14 protein-coding genes and 1 pseudogene are annotated in these 14,669 nt (G+C 70.0%); 12 read left to right on the forward strand and 3 right to left on the reverse strand.

Annotated elements, in window-relative coordinates:
* Nucleotides 1-8 precede the first annotated feature (8 nt).
* A complete protein-coding gene (gene leuS, locus FZ025_RS20580; RefSeq protein ID WP_104558701.1) occupies nt 9-2,651 on the reverse strand; it encodes a leucine--tRNA ligase in 2,643 nt (880 codons plus the stop codon).
* A 267-nt stretch (nt 2,652-2,918) separates the two neighbouring features.
* The gene (locus FZ025_RS20585) at nt 2,919-3,542 is read right to left on the reverse strand and encodes a DUF998 domain-containing protein (protein ID WP_046979852.1); all 624 of its coding nucleotides are present in this window, start codon (nt 3,540-3,542) and stop codon (nt 2,919-2,921) included.
* Between the two features lie 202 nt (nt 3,543-3,744).
* Between FZ025_RS20585 and trxA the strand changes: the two genes are divergently transcribed.
* From trxA to FZ025_RS20605, 4 genes are all read left to right on the forward strand, one after another.
* The gene (trxA, locus tag FZ025_RS20590; RefSeq protein ID WP_046979849.1) at nt 3,745-4,608 is read left to right on the forward strand and encodes a thioredoxin; all 864 of its coding nucleotides are present in this window, start codon (nt 3,745-3,747) and stop codon (nt 4,606-4,608) included.
* Nucleotides 4,609-5,091: 483 nt separating this feature from the next.
* The gene (locus FZ025_RS20595) at nt 5,092-5,769 is read left to right on the forward strand and encodes a DUF502 domain-containing protein (RefSeq protein WP_104558700.1); all 678 of its coding nucleotides are present in this window, start codon (nt 5,092-5,094) and stop codon (nt 5,767-5,769) included.
* Nucleotides 5,770-5,774: 5 nt separating this feature from the next.
* Nucleotides 5,775-6,548, forward strand: a complete 774-nt coding sequence (locus tag FZ025_RS20600; protein ID WP_046978272.1) for a queuosine precursor transporter — start codon at nt 5,775-5,777, stop codon at nt 6,546-6,548.
* A 291-nt stretch (nt 6,549-6,839) separates the two neighbouring features.
* Nucleotides 6,840-8,720, forward strand: a complete 1,881-nt coding sequence (locus FZ025_RS20605; protein ID WP_046978271.1) for a DUF885 domain-containing protein — start codon at nt 6,840-6,842, stop codon at nt 8,718-8,720.
* Nucleotides 8,721-8,872: 152 nt separating this feature from the next.
* On the opposite strand, the pseudogene FZ025_RS20610 reads toward FZ025_RS20605, so the two are convergent.
* Nucleotides 8,873-8,998 (reverse strand): annotated as a pseudogene (locus tag FZ025_RS20610) (homocysteine S-methyltransferase); the annotation flags it as partial.
* A gap of 229 nt (nt 8,999-9,227) precedes the next feature.
* Between FZ025_RS20610 and FZ025_RS20615 the strand changes: the two are divergent.
* From FZ025_RS20615 to FZ025_RS20645, 8 genes are all read left to right on the forward strand, one after another.
* A complete protein-coding gene (locus tag FZ025_RS20615) occupies nt 9,228-9,593 on the forward strand; it encodes a VOC family protein (protein ID WP_046978269.1) in 366 nt (121 codons plus the stop codon).
* Nucleotides 9,594-9,595: 2 nt separating this feature from the next.
* Complete coding sequence (gene gloA2 / locus FZ025_RS20620) at nt 9,596-9,985, forward strand: SMU1112c/YaeR family gloxylase I-like metalloprotein (protein ID WP_208803840.1); 390 nt, start codon at nt 9,596-9,598, stop codon at nt 9,983-9,985.
* A 152-nt stretch (nt 9,986-10,137) separates the two neighbouring features.
* Nucleotides 10,138-10,590 carry a DUF2147 domain-containing protein gene (locus tag FZ025_RS20625; RefSeq protein WP_046978267.1) on the forward strand — a complete coding sequence of 151 codons (453 nt, stop codon included), beginning with the start codon at nt 10,138-10,140 and terminating at the stop codon, nt 10,588-10,590.
* Nucleotides 10,591-10,763: 173 nt separating this feature from the next.
* Nucleotides 10,764-12,833, forward strand: coding sequence for a methionine--tRNA ligase (gene metG / locus FZ025_RS20630; RefSeq protein WP_046978266.1), 2,070 nt, complete (start codon nt 10,764-10,766; stop codon nt 12,831-12,833).
* 104 nt (nt 12,834-12,937) lie between these two features.
* The gene (locus FZ025_RS20635; RefSeq protein WP_046978265.1) at nt 12,938-13,528 is read left to right on the forward strand and encodes an HAD family hydrolase; all 591 of its coding nucleotides are present in this window, start codon (nt 12,938-12,940) and stop codon (nt 13,526-13,528) included.
* Nucleotides 13,529-13,571: 43 nt separating this feature from the next.
* Entirely contained in the window at nt 13,572-13,988 is a 417-nt protein-coding gene (gene rnfB, locus FZ025_RS20640; RefSeq protein ID WP_053057176.1) for an Rnf electron transport complex subunit RnfB, read from the forward strand.
* A gap of 88 nt (nt 13,989-14,076) precedes the next feature.
* Nucleotides 14,077-14,235 carry a hypothetical protein gene (locus tag FZ025_RS22605; protein ID WP_244292422.1) on the forward strand — a complete coding sequence of 53 codons (159 nt, stop codon included), beginning with the start codon at nt 14,077-14,079 and terminating at the stop codon, nt 14,233-14,235.
* Nucleotides 14,232-14,621, forward strand: a complete 390-nt coding sequence (locus FZ025_RS20645) for a hypothetical protein (RefSeq protein ID WP_244292423.1) — start codon at nt 14,232-14,234, stop codon at nt 14,619-14,621. Before FZ025_RS22605 ends, FZ025_RS20645 begins: the two co-directional genes overlap by 4 nt.
* The last annotated feature ends 48 nt before the right edge of the window (nt 14,622-14,669 follow it).

The following is a 14,669-nucleotide window of genomic DNA, read 5'->3' on the forward strand; positions in this document are numbered from 1 at the left end:
GCCGCGGTTCACGCCGCCACCAGGTTCACGATCTTGCCCGGCACGATGATGATCTTGCGGACGCTCAGGCCTTCCAGGAACTTGGCGGTGTTCGGCTCGGCCTGGGCCAGCGCCTCGATCTGCTCGCGCGGGGCGTCGGCCGCGACCTCGATGGTGCCGCGCAGCTTGCCGTTGACCTGCACCGCCAGGGTCAGCGCGTCGCGCACCAGCGCGGCCGGGTCCGGCTGCGGGAACGGCAGGTCTTCCAGCAGCGTCGGCGCATGCCCCAGCGCCTGCCACAGCGCGTGGCTGGCATGCGGGGTGATCGGGTTGAGCAGCAGCACCGCCGCTTCCAGCGCTTCCTGGCGCACTGCGCGGCCCTGCGCACCGACGTCGTCGAACCTGGCCAGTGCATTGGTCAGCTCCATCACCGCGGCGATGGCGGTGTTGAAGCTGTGGCGGCGGCCGTAGTCGTCGGCGACCTTGCCGATGGTCTCGTGGGTCTTGCGCCGCAGCGCCTTGTGCTCGGCGCCCAGCGCGGCCGGGTCCAGCGCCGGGGCGGCGCCGTCGGCGGCGTGCCGGTGCACCTGCGCCCACAGCCGGCGCAGGAACCGCGCCATGCCGTCCACGCCGGCCTCGTTCCACTCCAGCGACTGCTCCGGCGGCGCGGCGAACATCGAGAACAGGCGCACCGTGTCGGCGCCGTACTTGCCGACCATCGCCTGCGGGTCCACGCCGTTGTTCTTGGACTTGGCCATCTTCTCGGTGCCGCCGATCTGCACCGGCGCACCGTCGGCGATCAGGCTGGCGCCGACGATGCGGCCGCGCTCGTCGCGCTGCACGTCGACCTCGGCCGGGTTGATCCACTCCCTGGAGCCGTCGCCGTTGTCGCGGTAGTAGGTCTCGGCGATCACCATGCCCTGGGTCAGCAGGTTGGTCGCCGGCTCGTCGCTGTCGACCAGGCGCGCGTCGCGCAGCAGCTTGTGGAAGAAGCGGAAGTACATCAGGTGCAGGATCGCGTGCTCGATGCCGCCGATGTACTGGTCCACCGGCAGCCAGTAGTTGCCGCGCTTGTCGACCATGTCCTTGGCGCCGGGCGAGGTGTAGCGCGCGTAGTACCAGCTCGACTCCATGAAGGTGTCGAAGGTATCGGTCTCGCGCTCGGCCGCCGCGCCGCACTGCGGGCAGGTGGTCTTGCGCCATTCCGGATCGGTCTTCAGCGGCGAACCGGTGCCGCTCAGCGCCACGTTCTCCGGCAGCAGCACCGGCAGCTGGTCTTCCGGCACCGGCACCGCGCCGCAGCTGGTGCAGTAGATCACTGGGATCGGGCAGCCCCAGTAGCGCTGGCGGCTGACGCCCCAGTCGCGCAGGCGGTAGTTGATGCGGCGCTGGCCCTGGCCCTTGCGCTCGAAGCGCTCGGCCAGCGCCTCGAACGCGCCGTGGTGGTCCAGGCCGTCGAACTCGGCCGAGTTGACCAGCTCCAGCTCGCGGCTCTTGTCGCCGTACCAGTCCTGCCAGCGGGTGGCATCGTAATGGCGCTCGTCGTCGTGCTTCGGCGCCTTCAGCGCGATCACCTGGCGGATCGGCAGCGCGTACTTGTTGGCGAACTCGAAATCGCGCTGGTCGTGGCCGGGCACCGCCATCACCGCGCCGGTGCCGTAGCCCATCAGCACGAAGTTGGCGACCCACACCGGGACCCGCTCGCCGCTGACCGGATGCACCGCCACCAGGCCGGTGTCCATGCCGCGCTTTTCCTGGGTCTCCAGTTCCGCCTCGGACACCCCGCCCTGCTTCAGATCGGCCAGCAGCGCGGCCAGCTGCGGGTTGGACCTGGCCGCATGCAGCGCCAGCGGATGCTCGCTGGCGATGGAGACGAAGGTCACCCCCATCAGCGTGTCCGGGCGCGTGGTGAACACGCGCAGCGGATCCAGCGCGGCGCCATCGGCGTCGCGCACCTCGAACTGGATCTCCAGCCCTTCGGAACGGCCGATCCAGTTGCGCTGCATGGTCTTGACCGACTCCGGCCAGCCCGGCAGCTGGTCCAGGCCGTCGAGCAGCTCCTGCGCGTAGTCGGTGATGCGCAGGAACCACTGCGGGATCTCGCGCTTCTCCACCAGCGCGCCGGAACGCCAGCCGCGGCCGTCGATGACCTGCTCGTTGGCCAGCACGGTCTGGTCGACCGGGTCCCAGTTCACCACCGCATTGCGGCGGTAGGCCAGGCCCTTGCGCAGCAGCCGGGTGAACATGCGCTGCTCGTGCACGTAGTACTCGGGGCGGCAGGTGGCGAATTCGCGCGACCAGTCGATCGCATAGCCCAGCGACTTGAGCTGGCTGCGCATGTGCTCGATGTTGGCGTAGGTCCACTTCGCCGGCGCGGTCTTGTTCTTGATCGCGGCGTTCTCGGCGGGCAGGCCGAACGCGTCCCAGCCCATCGGCTGCAGCACGTTCTTGCCGGTCATGCGCTGGTAGCGGCTGATCACGTCGCCGATCGTGTAGTTGCGCACGTGGCCCATGTGCAGCGCCCCGGACGGGTACGGCAGCATCGACAGGCAGTAGAACTTGGGCTTGTCGGAGGTCTCGTTGACCTCGAAGGCGCGGGTGGCGTCCCAGAACTGCTGGGCGGACGATTCGACCTGCTGCGGGTCGTAGGCGGTGGGCTCGACGGCGGACATGGAAACGGGCAAGGGCCAGGCGGCAACAAAGCAGGCAAGGGTACCGCAGCGCAGCAGGCGGCTCCAATCGTGGCGACGAGCGGTGCCGGCGGCGCTTGCCTGCGCTCGGCCCGGGGAGCCGCGCGCGCATGGCGGCCAACGCGGCGGATACCGGGAAAACCACGTCCGCCAGGCCGTTCGGCGCGGCGGGACGGCGACGCGGCGGCCTTGCGCCGGGCAGGTTCGACGCGCTGCGCGACCGGTGCCGATTGCGCAGCGGCGGCGGCCTCAGCCGGCAGGCAGCAGCGCGTGCGGGCCGGGCCGGCAGGCCAGCAACGCCAGCCAGGCCCACCACAGCGCGAACACCAGGCGCTGCGCCACCGCCGCGGACAGCAGCGCGTCCAGCGCGAACGCGCCGAGCGCGGCCAGCAGCGCCACCGCCAGCGCGGCCCGCGCCCAGCCGCGCGCGCCGGGCGGGTGCCAGGCACCGACGCCCAGCAGGCTGGCCGCCGCCACCAGCGCCACCACCCATAGCAGCCAGGCGCTGGCATGCAACTGGGTGGCGCGCGATTCCAGGTTGGCCGGGTCCAGCGGCAGCAGGCCCATGCCGGCGAAGGCCAGCCCGGCCAGCAGCAGCAACTGGCCGCCGACGCGCAGCGACCAGGGCGCGCCACGGCCGCTGCGCTGCAACAGGCGCAACGCCAGCGCCACCGCCAGCGCCCCGGGCAGCACGAAGGCCAGCAGGTCGAACGCCCAGGCATGGGCGATGCCGCTGGCGCCGAGCAGCGCCACCGGATGCGACCACGGCAGATAGCCCGGCAGCGCCAGTCCGAAGCCCACCACCGCGGCCACCGCGACCACCGCCAGCAACGGCCCTGCATAGCGCAGCGCCTGATCGTATCGGTTCGCCATCGTGTCTCCCGGCACCCGCACCACCACGCCACCGCGGCGCGCCAAGCGCCCATTATCGCCGCCGCCGCCGCGGCTGGCACACCCCACGGGCACGGCAGCGTTCGCCACAGCATCTCCGCGCGGTGCCGGCGCTCGCACCCTTGCGTCGCCGCCGGTCTGCCACCATAGAACTGAATCTTCTTCGCCAGCCACGATGCCCCCCATGTCCGACATGCCCCACGTTTTCGACGCCAAGACCGAGACCTTCGAAGCCGAGGTGCTGCAGAAATCGTTGCAGATCCCCGTGCTGGTGGACTTCTGGGCGCCCTGGTGCGGCCCGTGCAAGACCCTGAGCCCGATCCTGGAGAAGCTGGCCGCCGAGTACCACGGCGCGTTCGAGCTGGCCAAGGTCGATGTGGACCAGGAGCAGCAGATCGCCGCCGCGTTCCAGATCCGCTCGGTGCCGACCGTGTTCCTGGTCAAGGACGGGCAACTGGTGGACGGCTTCCCCGGCGCCATGCCCGAGGGCCAGCTGCGCGAGTTCCTGACCCAGCACGGCATCGCGCCGCTGCCGGCGCCGGCCGAGGTGCAGGAAGACGCGCCCGCCGCGCCGCTGGACCCGCATGCCGAGGTGCTGCGGCTGCGCGAGGCGGTGGCCGCCGAGCCGGACAAGGACGAACTGAAGCTGGACCTGGCGCTGGCGCTGGTGAAGACCGGTGCGGCCGCCGAAGCGGAGACGCTGATCGACGCGCTGCCGGCCAACCTGGCCACCGACGAGCGTGCGGTGCGCGCGCGGGCGCGGCTGGGCTTCGTCGGCGCGCTGCAGGCGGCGCCGCCGCTGGAGACGCTGCAGGCGGCGCTCGCGCAGGATCCGGCCGACCTGAAGGCGCGCTACCTGCTGGGCGTGCAGCGGCTGATCGCCGGCGACGACGAGGCGGCGCTGGAGCAATTCCTGGAGATGCTGCGGCAGGACCGCAGCTTCGAGGAGGGCCTGCCCAGGAAGTCGCTGATCGACGCGTTCCGGGTGATCGAGGACGAAGACCTGGTCGGCCGCTACCGGCGCAAGATGTCGGCGCTGCTGTTCTGAGGGGCGCGAGCGGAACGCGGCAACCGGTCCATCCTATCGCGGCCGCGCGCCTGCTACGTCCGGGACAAGGCCGGCAGCGAGGTGGTGGCGCGCACGCGCAAGCAGCGGTCAGGCGCAAGCCGGCGCGCTGGCCATCCGCGGCGGATGGCGACAGTGCCTTGCTTGCGCGAACGCCAGCGATGCTGCCTGAGCGGCTGCATGTTCCTTGTGGGAGGGGCTTCAGCCCCGACCCTGTTCGCAGCCGACGGCCCGCCGCTTCGTTCGTCGCGGTTGAAACCGCTTCTGCACAGGGGCAGTGGGCGACATGACCGGCATGCCGGTGCGCGAGCGAACTCCGGTCTCGCCCCGGCATGCACCGCGCCATCGCTGCAGCCTGCTGCCTGGCAACTCCTCGCCACCCTGATGCCAAATCGCACCTGCATGGAATGCGCCATTTTAGCCGTCGGCGCAGCGGCAGGCGCGGCGCGCCGCTACACTAGGCGGATGTCGCCCGATACCCCCGCCCCGCACCCCCGCCCGTCCCTGCAACGGCTGTTCTTCACCGGCCTGCTGACCCTGCTGCCGATCTGGCTGACCTGGGTCGTGGTCAAGTTCGTGTTCGTGCTGCTGTCGGGCATCAGCAGCCCGTGGGTGCTGCCGCTGTCGGCGCGCATCGCCGCCTCGTTCCCGCACGAGATGGGCTGGGCCACCGCGCTGTGGGTGCAGAACACCATCGCGCTGATCGCCACTCTGGCGGTGATCCTGCTGGTCGGCATTCTCAGCCGGCGGGTGATCGGGCAGCGCCTGCTGCGCTGGTTCGAGGCGGTCATGCGCCGCATCCCGCTGGCCAGCGTGGTCTACGACAGCGCGCGCAAGCTGCTGGACATCCTGCAGACCCAGCCCGGCAGCACCCAGCGCGTGGTGCTGATCGACTTCCCGCACCGCGACATGAAGTCGGTGGGCCTGGTGACGCGGGTGATCAAGGAACAGGGCACCGGCCGCGAGCTGGCCGCGGTGTACGTGCCGACCACGCCGAACCCGACCTCCGGCTATCTGGAGATCGTGCCGGTGGAGCTGCTGACCCCCACCGACTGGAGCGTGGACCAGGCGATGAGCTTCATCATCTCCGGCGGCGCGGTGGCGCCGGACAGCGTGCCGTTCACCCGCACCGTGGATCGCTGACGCGCATGCGCAACGGCACGCTCGACGATCGCGCCGTACGCCTGTTCATCGGCCTGGCCGCGTTCTTCTGCGTCAATGCCGCGCTGGCCGAATTCATCGGGGTCAAGATCTTCGCGCTGGAAGACACCCTCGGCATCGCGCCGCTGAACTGGAACCTGTTCGGCCAGACCGGCTCGATGAACTTCACCGCCGGCACCTTGCTGTGGCCGCTGGTGTTCATCCTCACCGACACCATCAACGAGTTCTTCGGCCGCCGCGGGGTGCGCTTCATCTCCTGGCTGGCGGTGGCGCTGATCGGCTACGGCTTCCTGTTCGCGTTCGCCGCGATCGCGCTGGCGCCGGCCGGGTTCTGGGTCGGCGCGGCGCAGACGCAGGGCGTGCCGGACTACCAGGCCGCGTTCGCAGCGGTGTTCGGCCAGGGCCTGTGGACCATCGCCGGCTCGCTGGTCGCGTTCCTGGCCGGGCAGCTGATCGACGTGGCGGTGTTCCACCGCATCCGCAACGTCACCGGCGAAAAGCACGTGTGGCTGCGCGCCACCGGCTCCACCGCGGTGTCGCAGCTGATCGACAGCTTCGTGGTCATCTACATCGCCTTCGTGCTCGGCCCGCAGCACTGGTCGATCCCGCTGTTCCTGGCGGTGAGCACGCTCAACTACATCTGCAAGATGCTGCTGGCGGTGCTGCTGATCCCGCTGCTGTACCTGATGCGGCGGCTGATCACCGACTACCTCAGCCCCGAGCGCGCCGCGCAACTGCGCGAGGAAGCCGCGGCCGACTGAGTGCGCGGAGCGGCCGCGCCGGCGCAGCAGCGGCCGGATCTGCGCATTTCGGCATAGGCGCTGTCCGCACGCCAGCGACGTTGTCGATGCGGCCGTGCGGTCGCCCAGGGAGCGCCCGCGCACCTGCCGCAGACCACCGCCCGGCCTGGCCCGCGCCCCCGGCGCGCCGCTGCCGCGGCGGCGGCGGCCATCCGCCGTACCGTCCTTTTGCTGACCGCGCGCGCAGCGGTGGGTGGCCTCCGCGGTACGGATCGGGCAAGCTCCCGTGCTCGCTTGTCGTTGGAGCCCGCAATGCCGCCCAGCTTTCCCCGCCTGCTGTCGCTCGCCGTCGCCGCCGTCCTGAGCCTGTCGCTGGCCGCACCGGCGGACGCGGCCAAGAAGAAGACCGCCAAGCAGCAGACCGCGCAGACCCGCACCAAGGCCAGCAAGGCCAGGAAACCGCGACCGCCACCGGCGCCGGTGGTGCTCAGCAGGGCCGAGCAGCTCAATCGCCTGTACGACGACTACTGGGAAGCCTCGCTGAAGCTCAATCCGCTGCAGGCCACGTTCCAGGGCGACAGCCGCTACAACGACCAGTTGCCCAACTTTCTGTCCCCCGCGTTCCGCCAGCAGTCGCACGCTTTCACCGTGCTGTGGCTGGGCAAGGCCGAGGCCATCGGCAAGGACGGGCTGAGCGGACAGGACCTGCTCAGCTACGAGATCTTCGTCAGCGATGCGCGCAACGCGCTGGAAGCGGAGACGTATCCGAGCTGGATGCAGCCGGTGAACCAGTTCTACAACGTCGGCAGCATCATGGTGATGCTCGGTTCGGGCACCGGCGCGCAGCCGTTCCGCACGGTCAAGGACTACGACAACTGGGCGCGGCGCGCGCTGGGCATTCCCGCGCTGTTCGACCAGGCCATCGCCAACATGCGCGAGGGCATGAAGGCCGGCGTGGTGCAGCCGCGCGCGCTGATGGAAAAAGTGCTGCCGCAGCTGGACGCGATCATCAAGCCCACCGCCGAGGAGAGCCTGTTCTGGGGTCCGGTGCGCAACCTGCCCGCGGACATGCCCGAGGCCGACAAGCAGCGCATCAGCGCCGACTACAAGCGCTTGATCGAATACCGGATCATGCCGGCCTACCGCGCGCTGCGTGGCTTCATCGCCACCGAATACCTGCCGGCCACGCGCAGCACCGCCGGGGTCGGCGCGCTGCCCGGCGGCGCAGACTGGTACGCGTACAACGTGCGCCAGAGCACCACCACCACCGACCTCGGCCCGGCGCAGATCCACCAGATCGGCCTGGACGAGGTGGCGCGCATCCAGGCGCAGATCCAGGTGGTGATGAAGCAGGTGAAGTTCCGCGGCTCGATGCCGAAGTTCTTCAAGTTCATGCAGACCGACAAGCGCTTCACCTTCAGGAGCGAAGACGAACTGCTGAACTACTACCGCGGCCTGGAGACGCGGGTGGACGCGGCGGTGCCGCGCCTGTTCGCGCTGAAGCCGAAGGCCGCGTTCGAGATCCGCCCGGTGGAAGCGTACCGCGCGCAATCGGCCGCCGCCGGCGCGTACATGCGGCCCAGCGAGGACGGCGCGCGCCCGGGCCTCTTCTACGTCAACACCTACGACCTGCCCAGCCGCAAGACCTGGGACGCGGAAGACCTGTACCTGCACGAGGCCATTCCCGGCCATCACTTCCAGCTCGGCCTGCAGCAGGAACTGCGCAACCTGCCCAAGTTCCGCCGCTTCGGCGGCGAGACCGCCTACATCGAAGGCTGGGGCCTGTACTCCGAATCGCTGGGCAAGGAACTGGGCCTGTACCAGGATCCGTACAACTACTTCGGCTACCTGCAGAACGAGTTGTGGCGCGCGATCCGCCTGGTGGCGGACACCGGCCTGCACAGCAAGGGCTGGACCCGCGAGCAGGCGATCGACTACATGCTCGAGAACTCGGCCACCAGCCGCACCGATGCCGAGGCCGAAGCCGAGCGCTACATGGCCATCCCCGGGCAGGCGCTGTCCTACAAGATCGGCGAGATGAAGATCCTGCAACTGCGCGACTACGCCCGCACCCAGCTCGGCGCCAAGTTCGACATCCGCGAGTTCCATGCCGAGATCCTGAAGGACGGCTCGGTGCCGCTGGACGTGCTGCAGGAGAAGATCGAGCGCTGGGTGGCGAGCAAGAAGGGCTGAGCGCGGCGATCGCCCACGCTGTCTCCGTGGGAGGGGCTTCAGCCCCGACCGGGCGTTGCCGGTAACGCCCGGTCGGGGTTGAAACCCTCCTGACAACGGCATTGTCGATCAGGCCAGCAGGTCCACGCCCGCCGCGACCAACGCGGCGATGCGCGCGCCGACCACAACGCATCGCCGAGGTCGCAGCCGCGCGCCTCCAGCTCGGTGGCCAGCGCGCCGTCGAGCACGATGCAGCGGCCAGCGGCCAGCAGCGCGGTCAAGGGGTTGCTGCGCGGCATGGTCGCGGCCTCGCCGGCGAAACCCGATGCCGCCATTGTGTCAGGCAGTGGCCGCCGCGCGGAATGTGGGCGGTCGCACGCACCGCCATACGACGATGCAGTAGTGCACACGGAGCGCATGGCGTCGCCGCAGCGAACGCCGATCCGCCAGGCATCGCTCAGACTCACGCCGGACGCTGCGCTATGCTCCGCGCATGGCTCGCCCCCTTTCTTAGCCCCGGAGCAGCGCATGAGCTTCACCGCGTTGACGCCGATGCTGCGCAGCGCCGACCTTGCCGCAGCGCTGGCGTTCTACACCGACACGCTGGATTTTCGCATCGATGGCGGCGGCGTGGACGCCGGCTGGGCGTCGCTGCGGCACGGCCCACTGGCGCTGATGCTGGCCGCGCAGCAAGCACCTGCCGGGGCCGCGGTTTCCGGTTTCCCCGGCTCGCTGTACTTCCGCACCGACGACGTCGACGCCTGGTGGCAGCGGCTGCAGCCGCATGCGCGCATCGCCTATCCGATCGAGGACTTCGCCTACGGCATGCGCGAGTTCGCGATCCACGATGCGGACGGTCACCTGCTGCAGTTCGGCCAGGCGCTGTGCCGATGAGCCTGACCCTGCGCGGCCTGCACCACGTGGCGATCATCGCCTCCGACTACGCGCGCGCGAAGGACTTCTACTGCCGCATCCTCGGCCTGCGCGTGGTCGCCGAGGCCTACCGCGAGACGCGCGACTCCTGGAAGCTGGACCTGGCCCTGCCCGACGGCAGCCAGATCGAACTGTTCTCCTTCCCCACACCGCCGCCGCGGCCCAGCCGCCCGGAAGCCTGCGGCCTGCGCCACCTGGCCTTGCGCGTGGACGACCTGGACGCCGCCGTCGCCCACCTGCAGGCGCACGGCGTGGTCACCGAGCCGATCCGCATCGACGACTACACCGGGCGCCGCTTCACCTTCTTCGCCGACCCGGACGCGCTGCCGCTGGAACTGTACGAAACCGGCTGAGCGGCGCGGGCACGCCCCGGTCGCTGCCGCTCGCCAGGGCCGTGCTGAACCGCGCAAGGGCTGCCGATTCCCAGCACCATACGCCTGGGTATACAGTCGGCCCCAGGTCGGCATCGCGCCGACCGCTTCGCACCCACCCTGGGAGGGGACACATGCGCACCACCTTCAAGACCCTGCTGCTGGCCCTGCCGCTGAGCGTGGCTGCGCTCGTCGCGCAGGCCGCCGACACCTCGCCGGTCGGCCGCTGGCAGACCATCGACGACGACACCGGCAAGCCCAAGTCCATCGTGCAGATCGAGCAGGCCGGCAACGGCACGCTGAGCGGCAAGGTGATCGAGATCCTGCAATCGAACAAGGGGGCCAATCCGCTGTGCGCCAAGTGCGACGGCGCGCAGAAGGGCAAGCCGATCAAGGGCATGACCATCCTGTGGGGACTGAAGCCGGACGGCAGCGCGGTGTGGAGCGGCGGTTCGGTGCTGGACCCGGCCAAAGGCAAGACCTACAAGGCCAAGGTCACCCTCAGCGATGGCGGCAAGAAGCTGCAGCTGCGCGGCTACATCGGCATCGAGGCGCTGGGGCGGACGCAGACCTGGATCAGGGAGTAGGAGCCGGGAATCGAGAACCGGGAATCGGGAATCGACAAAGCAGGGCGCCCGCGAGGGCGCCTTTTTCGTGCGCGGCGGCCAGCGGCCTGCTCTTGCCTGGACCGATTCCCCATTCCCGATTCCCCATTCCCGAGTAATGCGATAATCGCGATCCCCCCGGATCGCCGTTCGCCATGACCCGCACCGCTCTCGTCACCACCGCCCTGCCCTACGCCAACGGCCCGCTGCACCTGGGCCATCTGGTCGGCTACATCCAGGCCGACATCTGGGTGCGCGCGCGGCGGCTGCGCGGCGACCGCACCTGGTTCGTCTGCGCCGACGACACCCACGGCACGCCGATCATGCTCGCCGCGGAGAAGGCCGGGGTCACCCCGGAGAACTTCATCGCCAACATCCAGGCCAGCCACGAGCGCGATTTCGCCGCGTTCGGCGTGGCCTTCGACCATTACGACTCGACCAACTCGGCCGCCAACCGCGCGCTGACCGAGGCGTTCTACGCCAGGCTCGACGCTGGCGGCCACATCGCGCGGCGCTCGGTGGCGCAGTTCTACGATACGGCCAAGCGCATGTTCCTGCCCGACCGCTACATCAAGGGCATCTGCCCCAACTGCGGCAGCGCCGACCAGTACGGCGACAACTGCGAGGTCTGCGGCGCCACCTATGCGCCGACCGAGCTGAAGGAGCCGAAGTCGGTGATCTCCGGCGCCACCCCGGAACTGCGCGACTCCGAGCACTTCTTCTTCGAAGTCGGCCGCTTCGACGGCTTCCTGCGGCAGTGGCTGGCCGGCGACGTGGCCCTGCCCGGGGTCAAGGCCAAGCTGATGGAGTGGTTGGACAGCGAAGGCGGGCTGCGCGCCTGGGACATCTCGCGCGATGCGCCGTACTTCGGCTTCGAGATCCCCGGCCAGCCGGGCAAGTATTTCTACGTGTGGCTGGACGCGCCGATCGGCTACCTGAGCAGCTTCCAGAACCTGTGCGCGAGCCTGGGCGAAGCGTTCGAGCCGCACCTGGCGGCCGGCAGCGCCACCGAACTGCACCATTTCATCGGCAAGGACATCGTCAACTTCCACGGCCTGTTCTGGCCGGCAGTGCTGCACGGCACCGGCCACCGCGCGCCGACCCGGCTGCACGTCAACGGCTACCTGATGGTGGACGGCGCCAAGATGTCCAAGTCGCGCGGCACCTTCGTGATGGCGCGCACTTACCTGGACGTGGGCCTGGAGCCGGAAGCGCTGCGCTACTACTTCGCCGCCAAGTCCTCCGGCGGCGTCGACGATCTGGACTTGAACCTGGGCGACTTCGTGGCGCGGGTCAATGCCGACCTGGTCGGCAAGTTCGTCAACCTGGCCAGCCGCTGCGCCGGTTTCATCGACAAGCGCTTCGGCGGCCGGCTCGCCGAAGCGCTGCCGGACCCGGCGCAGTACGCGCGCTTCGTCGCCGCGCTGGCGCCGATCCGCGAGGCCTACGAACGCAACGACGCGGCCAGCGCGATCCGCCAGACCATGGCCCTGGCCGACGAAGCCAACAAGTACATCGACGAACACAAGCCTTGGGTGATCGCCAAGCAGGACGGCGCCGACGCGCAGTTGCAGGCGGTCTGCACCCAGGGCCTGAACCTGTTCCGCGTGCTGGCCGGTGCGCTGAAGCCGGTGCTGCCGCGCACCAGCGCCGAAGCCGAAGCCTTCCTGTCCGCGCCGCTGGCGGCCTGGGACGACCTCGATGCGCCGCTGCTGGCGCACGTCATCCAGTCCTACACCCCGCTGTTCACCCGAATCGACCCCAAACTCATCGACGCCATGACCGACGCCTCCAAGGACACCCTCGCACCCGCACCCGCCGCCGCCAAGCCGGCGCCGGCCAAGCCCGAAGCCAAGGCCGCTGCGACTCCCGAATCCCCACTCCCCACTCCCGGCCTCATCGGCATCGACGATTTCGCCAAGCTCGACCTGCGCATCGGCAAGGTGCTGGTGTGCGAATGCGTCGAGGGCTCGGACAAGCTGCTGCGCTTCGAGCTGGACGCTGGCGAACTGGGCAAGCGGCAGATCTTCTCCGGCATCCGCGGCAGCTACGCCGAGCCGGAAAAACTGGTCGGCCGCAGCGTGGTGTTCATCGCCAACCTGGCCCCGCGCAAGATGCGCTTCGGCCTCAGCGAAGGCATGATCCTGTCGGCCGGCTTCGACGGCGGTGCGCTGGCGCTGCTCGACGCCGACGGCGGCGCGCAGCCGGGTATGCCAGTGCGTTAAAAGCTGGGAATGGAGAATCGGGAATCGAGAATGGGAAAAGGCAAAGCCTCGTCCGCACCGATAGAGCGGCTTCCACCATTCCCGTTTCTCCATTCCCCATTCCCATGCACTTAGCCCTCTTCGACTTCGACCACACGGTCACCACCACCGATACCTATTCGCGGTTCCTGCGCCGCGTGGCCACACCGCAGCAGCTGGCGCAGGCGAAGTGGTCGGTGGGGCCGTGGTTGGCCGGCTATCGGCTGGGCCTGGTGTCGGCGCAGGCGATCCGCAGGCGGGTCACGCGGATCGTGTTCGCCGGCCGGGCCGCAGGGGAGATCGCCGCGCACGCCCGGGCATATGCGCACGAGGTGCTGCCGACGCTGCTGCGGCCGGAGATGATGCAGCGCATCGCCTGGCACCGGGCGCAGGGCGACAGCGTGGTGCTGGTGTCCGCGTCGCTGGACCTGTATCTGCAACCGTGGTGCGCACAGCACGGGCTGGGGCTGATCTGCAACCGCCTGGAAGCGCGCGACGGCCGGCTGACCGGGCGCTATGCCGATGGCGATTGCGGGCCGCACAAAGCGCGGCTGATCCGCGCGCGCTACGATGTGGCCGCCTATCCGCGCGTCTACGCCTACGGCGACAGCCGCGAAGACCGGCCGATGCTGGCGCTGGCCCACGAGCGCTGGTACGGCGGCCGCCGCGTCGCCTGACCCTGGTATTGCCACGCGCCGCAGCTGGCGCGCCGAATCCGCCATGAAGCCCACCCACGACAACCTGCTGGAACGCCTCGATCGCCTGCTGCCGCAGACCCAGTGCGGCCAGTGCGGCTTCGACGGCTGCCGTCCGTACGCCGCGGCGATGGCGCGCGGCGCGGCGCAGGTGGACCGCTGCCCGCCCGGTGGCGACGCCGGTGCGCGGGCACTGGCGCGCGTGCTCGGCAGCGTGCCGCGACCCTACGACCGCGGCCGCGGCACGCACAAACCGGCGCAGGTGGCGTTCGTGATCGAGGCCGACTGCATCGGCTGCACCAAGTGCATCCAGGCCTGCCCGGTGGACGCCATCGTCGGCGGCGCCAAGTACATGCACACGGTGCTGGCGCCGCTATGCACCGGCTGCGAGCTGTGCGTGCCGGCCTGCCCGGTGGACTGCATCGAACTGCGCCCGGCCTAGGGCCACAGACCAGGCACGGCCGCAGGCGCATCCGGATCGGCGCCCGCCGCGTATCGCTAGCTGTCACCGTCCTGCGGAAGCGCTGCGCATGCCCACGCCGATCACCCCTGCCCCGCTCGCCCGCGCGCGCCTGCCGCTGGTGGCGACCCTGTGCATCGCCGTGCTCGGCACGGCCGCCCCAACGCAGGCAATGCTGCACTACGACGGCCTGGCCTATGCGCCGGACGGCCAGAGGTACCGCGGGTGATCGATGCCGGGTTCGATGCCTATCTGCGCCTGCACGGGGACGCGCTGCGCCAGGGCACGCCGCAGCGCATCGCCTTCGTGTTGCCGAGTGCGTTGCGCACGCTGGAGTTCCAGATCAAGCCCGCGGCCGCCGACGCCGGCGTGCAGCGCTACACCCTGTCGATGGACGCCTGCTACGGCAGCGTGCTGCCGAATATCGCGGTCGCCTACACGCGCGACGATCGCCGCCTGCTCGAGTTCCGCGGCATCGGCAACGTCCGCGACGCGCGCGGCCGCTACGCGCAGGTGCGTATCGATTTTCCTGAGCGGCTGCGCGGCCAGGCCGACGACACCGCATGGAACCAGGCGCTGCAGCAACCCCTGGTCGCGCAATGCGGCGCGCGCTGAAGCGCGCCGGCGCCGTCTTCACGCCCGCGTCCCTCGCGGCCGCTACAC

Origin of the sequence: Xanthomonas hyacinthi (assembly GCF_009769165.1) — a bacterium.
Lineage (GTDB): Bacteria > Pseudomonadota > Gammaproteobacteria > Xanthomonadales > Xanthomonadaceae > Xanthomonas_A > Xanthomonas_A hyacinthi.

Excerpts from the sequence above, each read along its gene's own strand:
- leuS (WP_104558701.1), bottom strand. The coding sequence starts at position 2,651 with ATGTCCGCCGTCGAGCCCACCGCCTACGACCCGCAGCAGGTCGAATCG.
- FZ025_RS20585 (WP_046979852.1), bottom strand. The coding sequence starts at position 3,542 with ATGGCGAACCGATACGATCAGGCGCTGCGCTATGCAGGGCCGTTGCTG.
- trxA (WP_046979849.1), top strand. The coding sequence starts at position 3,745 with ATGTCCGACATGCCCCACGTTTTCGACGCCAAGACCGAGACCTTCGAA.
- FZ025_RS20595 (WP_104558700.1), top strand. The coding sequence starts at position 5,092 with ATGTCGCCCGATACCCCCGCCCCGCACCCCCGCCCGTCCCTGCAACGG.
- FZ025_RS20600 (WP_046978272.1), top strand. The coding sequence starts at position 5,775 with ATGCGCAACGGCACGCTCGACGATCGCGCCGTACGCCTGTTCATCGGC.
- FZ025_RS20605 (WP_046978271.1), top strand. The coding sequence starts at position 6,840 with ATGCCGCCCAGCTTTCCCCGCCTGCTGTCGCTCGCCGTCGCCGCCGTC.
- FZ025_RS20615 (WP_046978269.1), top strand. The coding sequence starts at position 9,228 with ATGAGCTTCACCGCGTTGACGCCGATGCTGCGCAGCGCCGACCTTGCC.
- FZ025_RS20625 (WP_046978267.1), top strand. The coding sequence starts at position 10,138 with ATGCGCACCACCTTCAAGACCCTGCTGCTGGCCCTGCCGCTGAGCGTG.
- metG (WP_046978266.1), top strand. The coding sequence starts at position 10,764 with ATGACCCGCACCGCTCTCGTCACCACCGCCCTGCCCTACGCCAACGGC.
- FZ025_RS20635 (WP_046978265.1), top strand. The coding sequence starts at position 12,938 with ATGCACTTAGCCCTCTTCGACTTCGACCACACGGTCACCACCACCGAT.
- rnfB (WP_053057176.1), top strand. The coding sequence starts at position 13,572 with ATGAAGCCCACCCACGACAACCTGCTGGAACGCCTCGATCGCCTGCTG.
- FZ025_RS22605 (WP_244292422.1), top strand. The coding sequence starts at position 14,077 with ATGCCCACGCCGATCACCCCTGCCCCGCTCGCCCGCGCGCGCCTGCCG.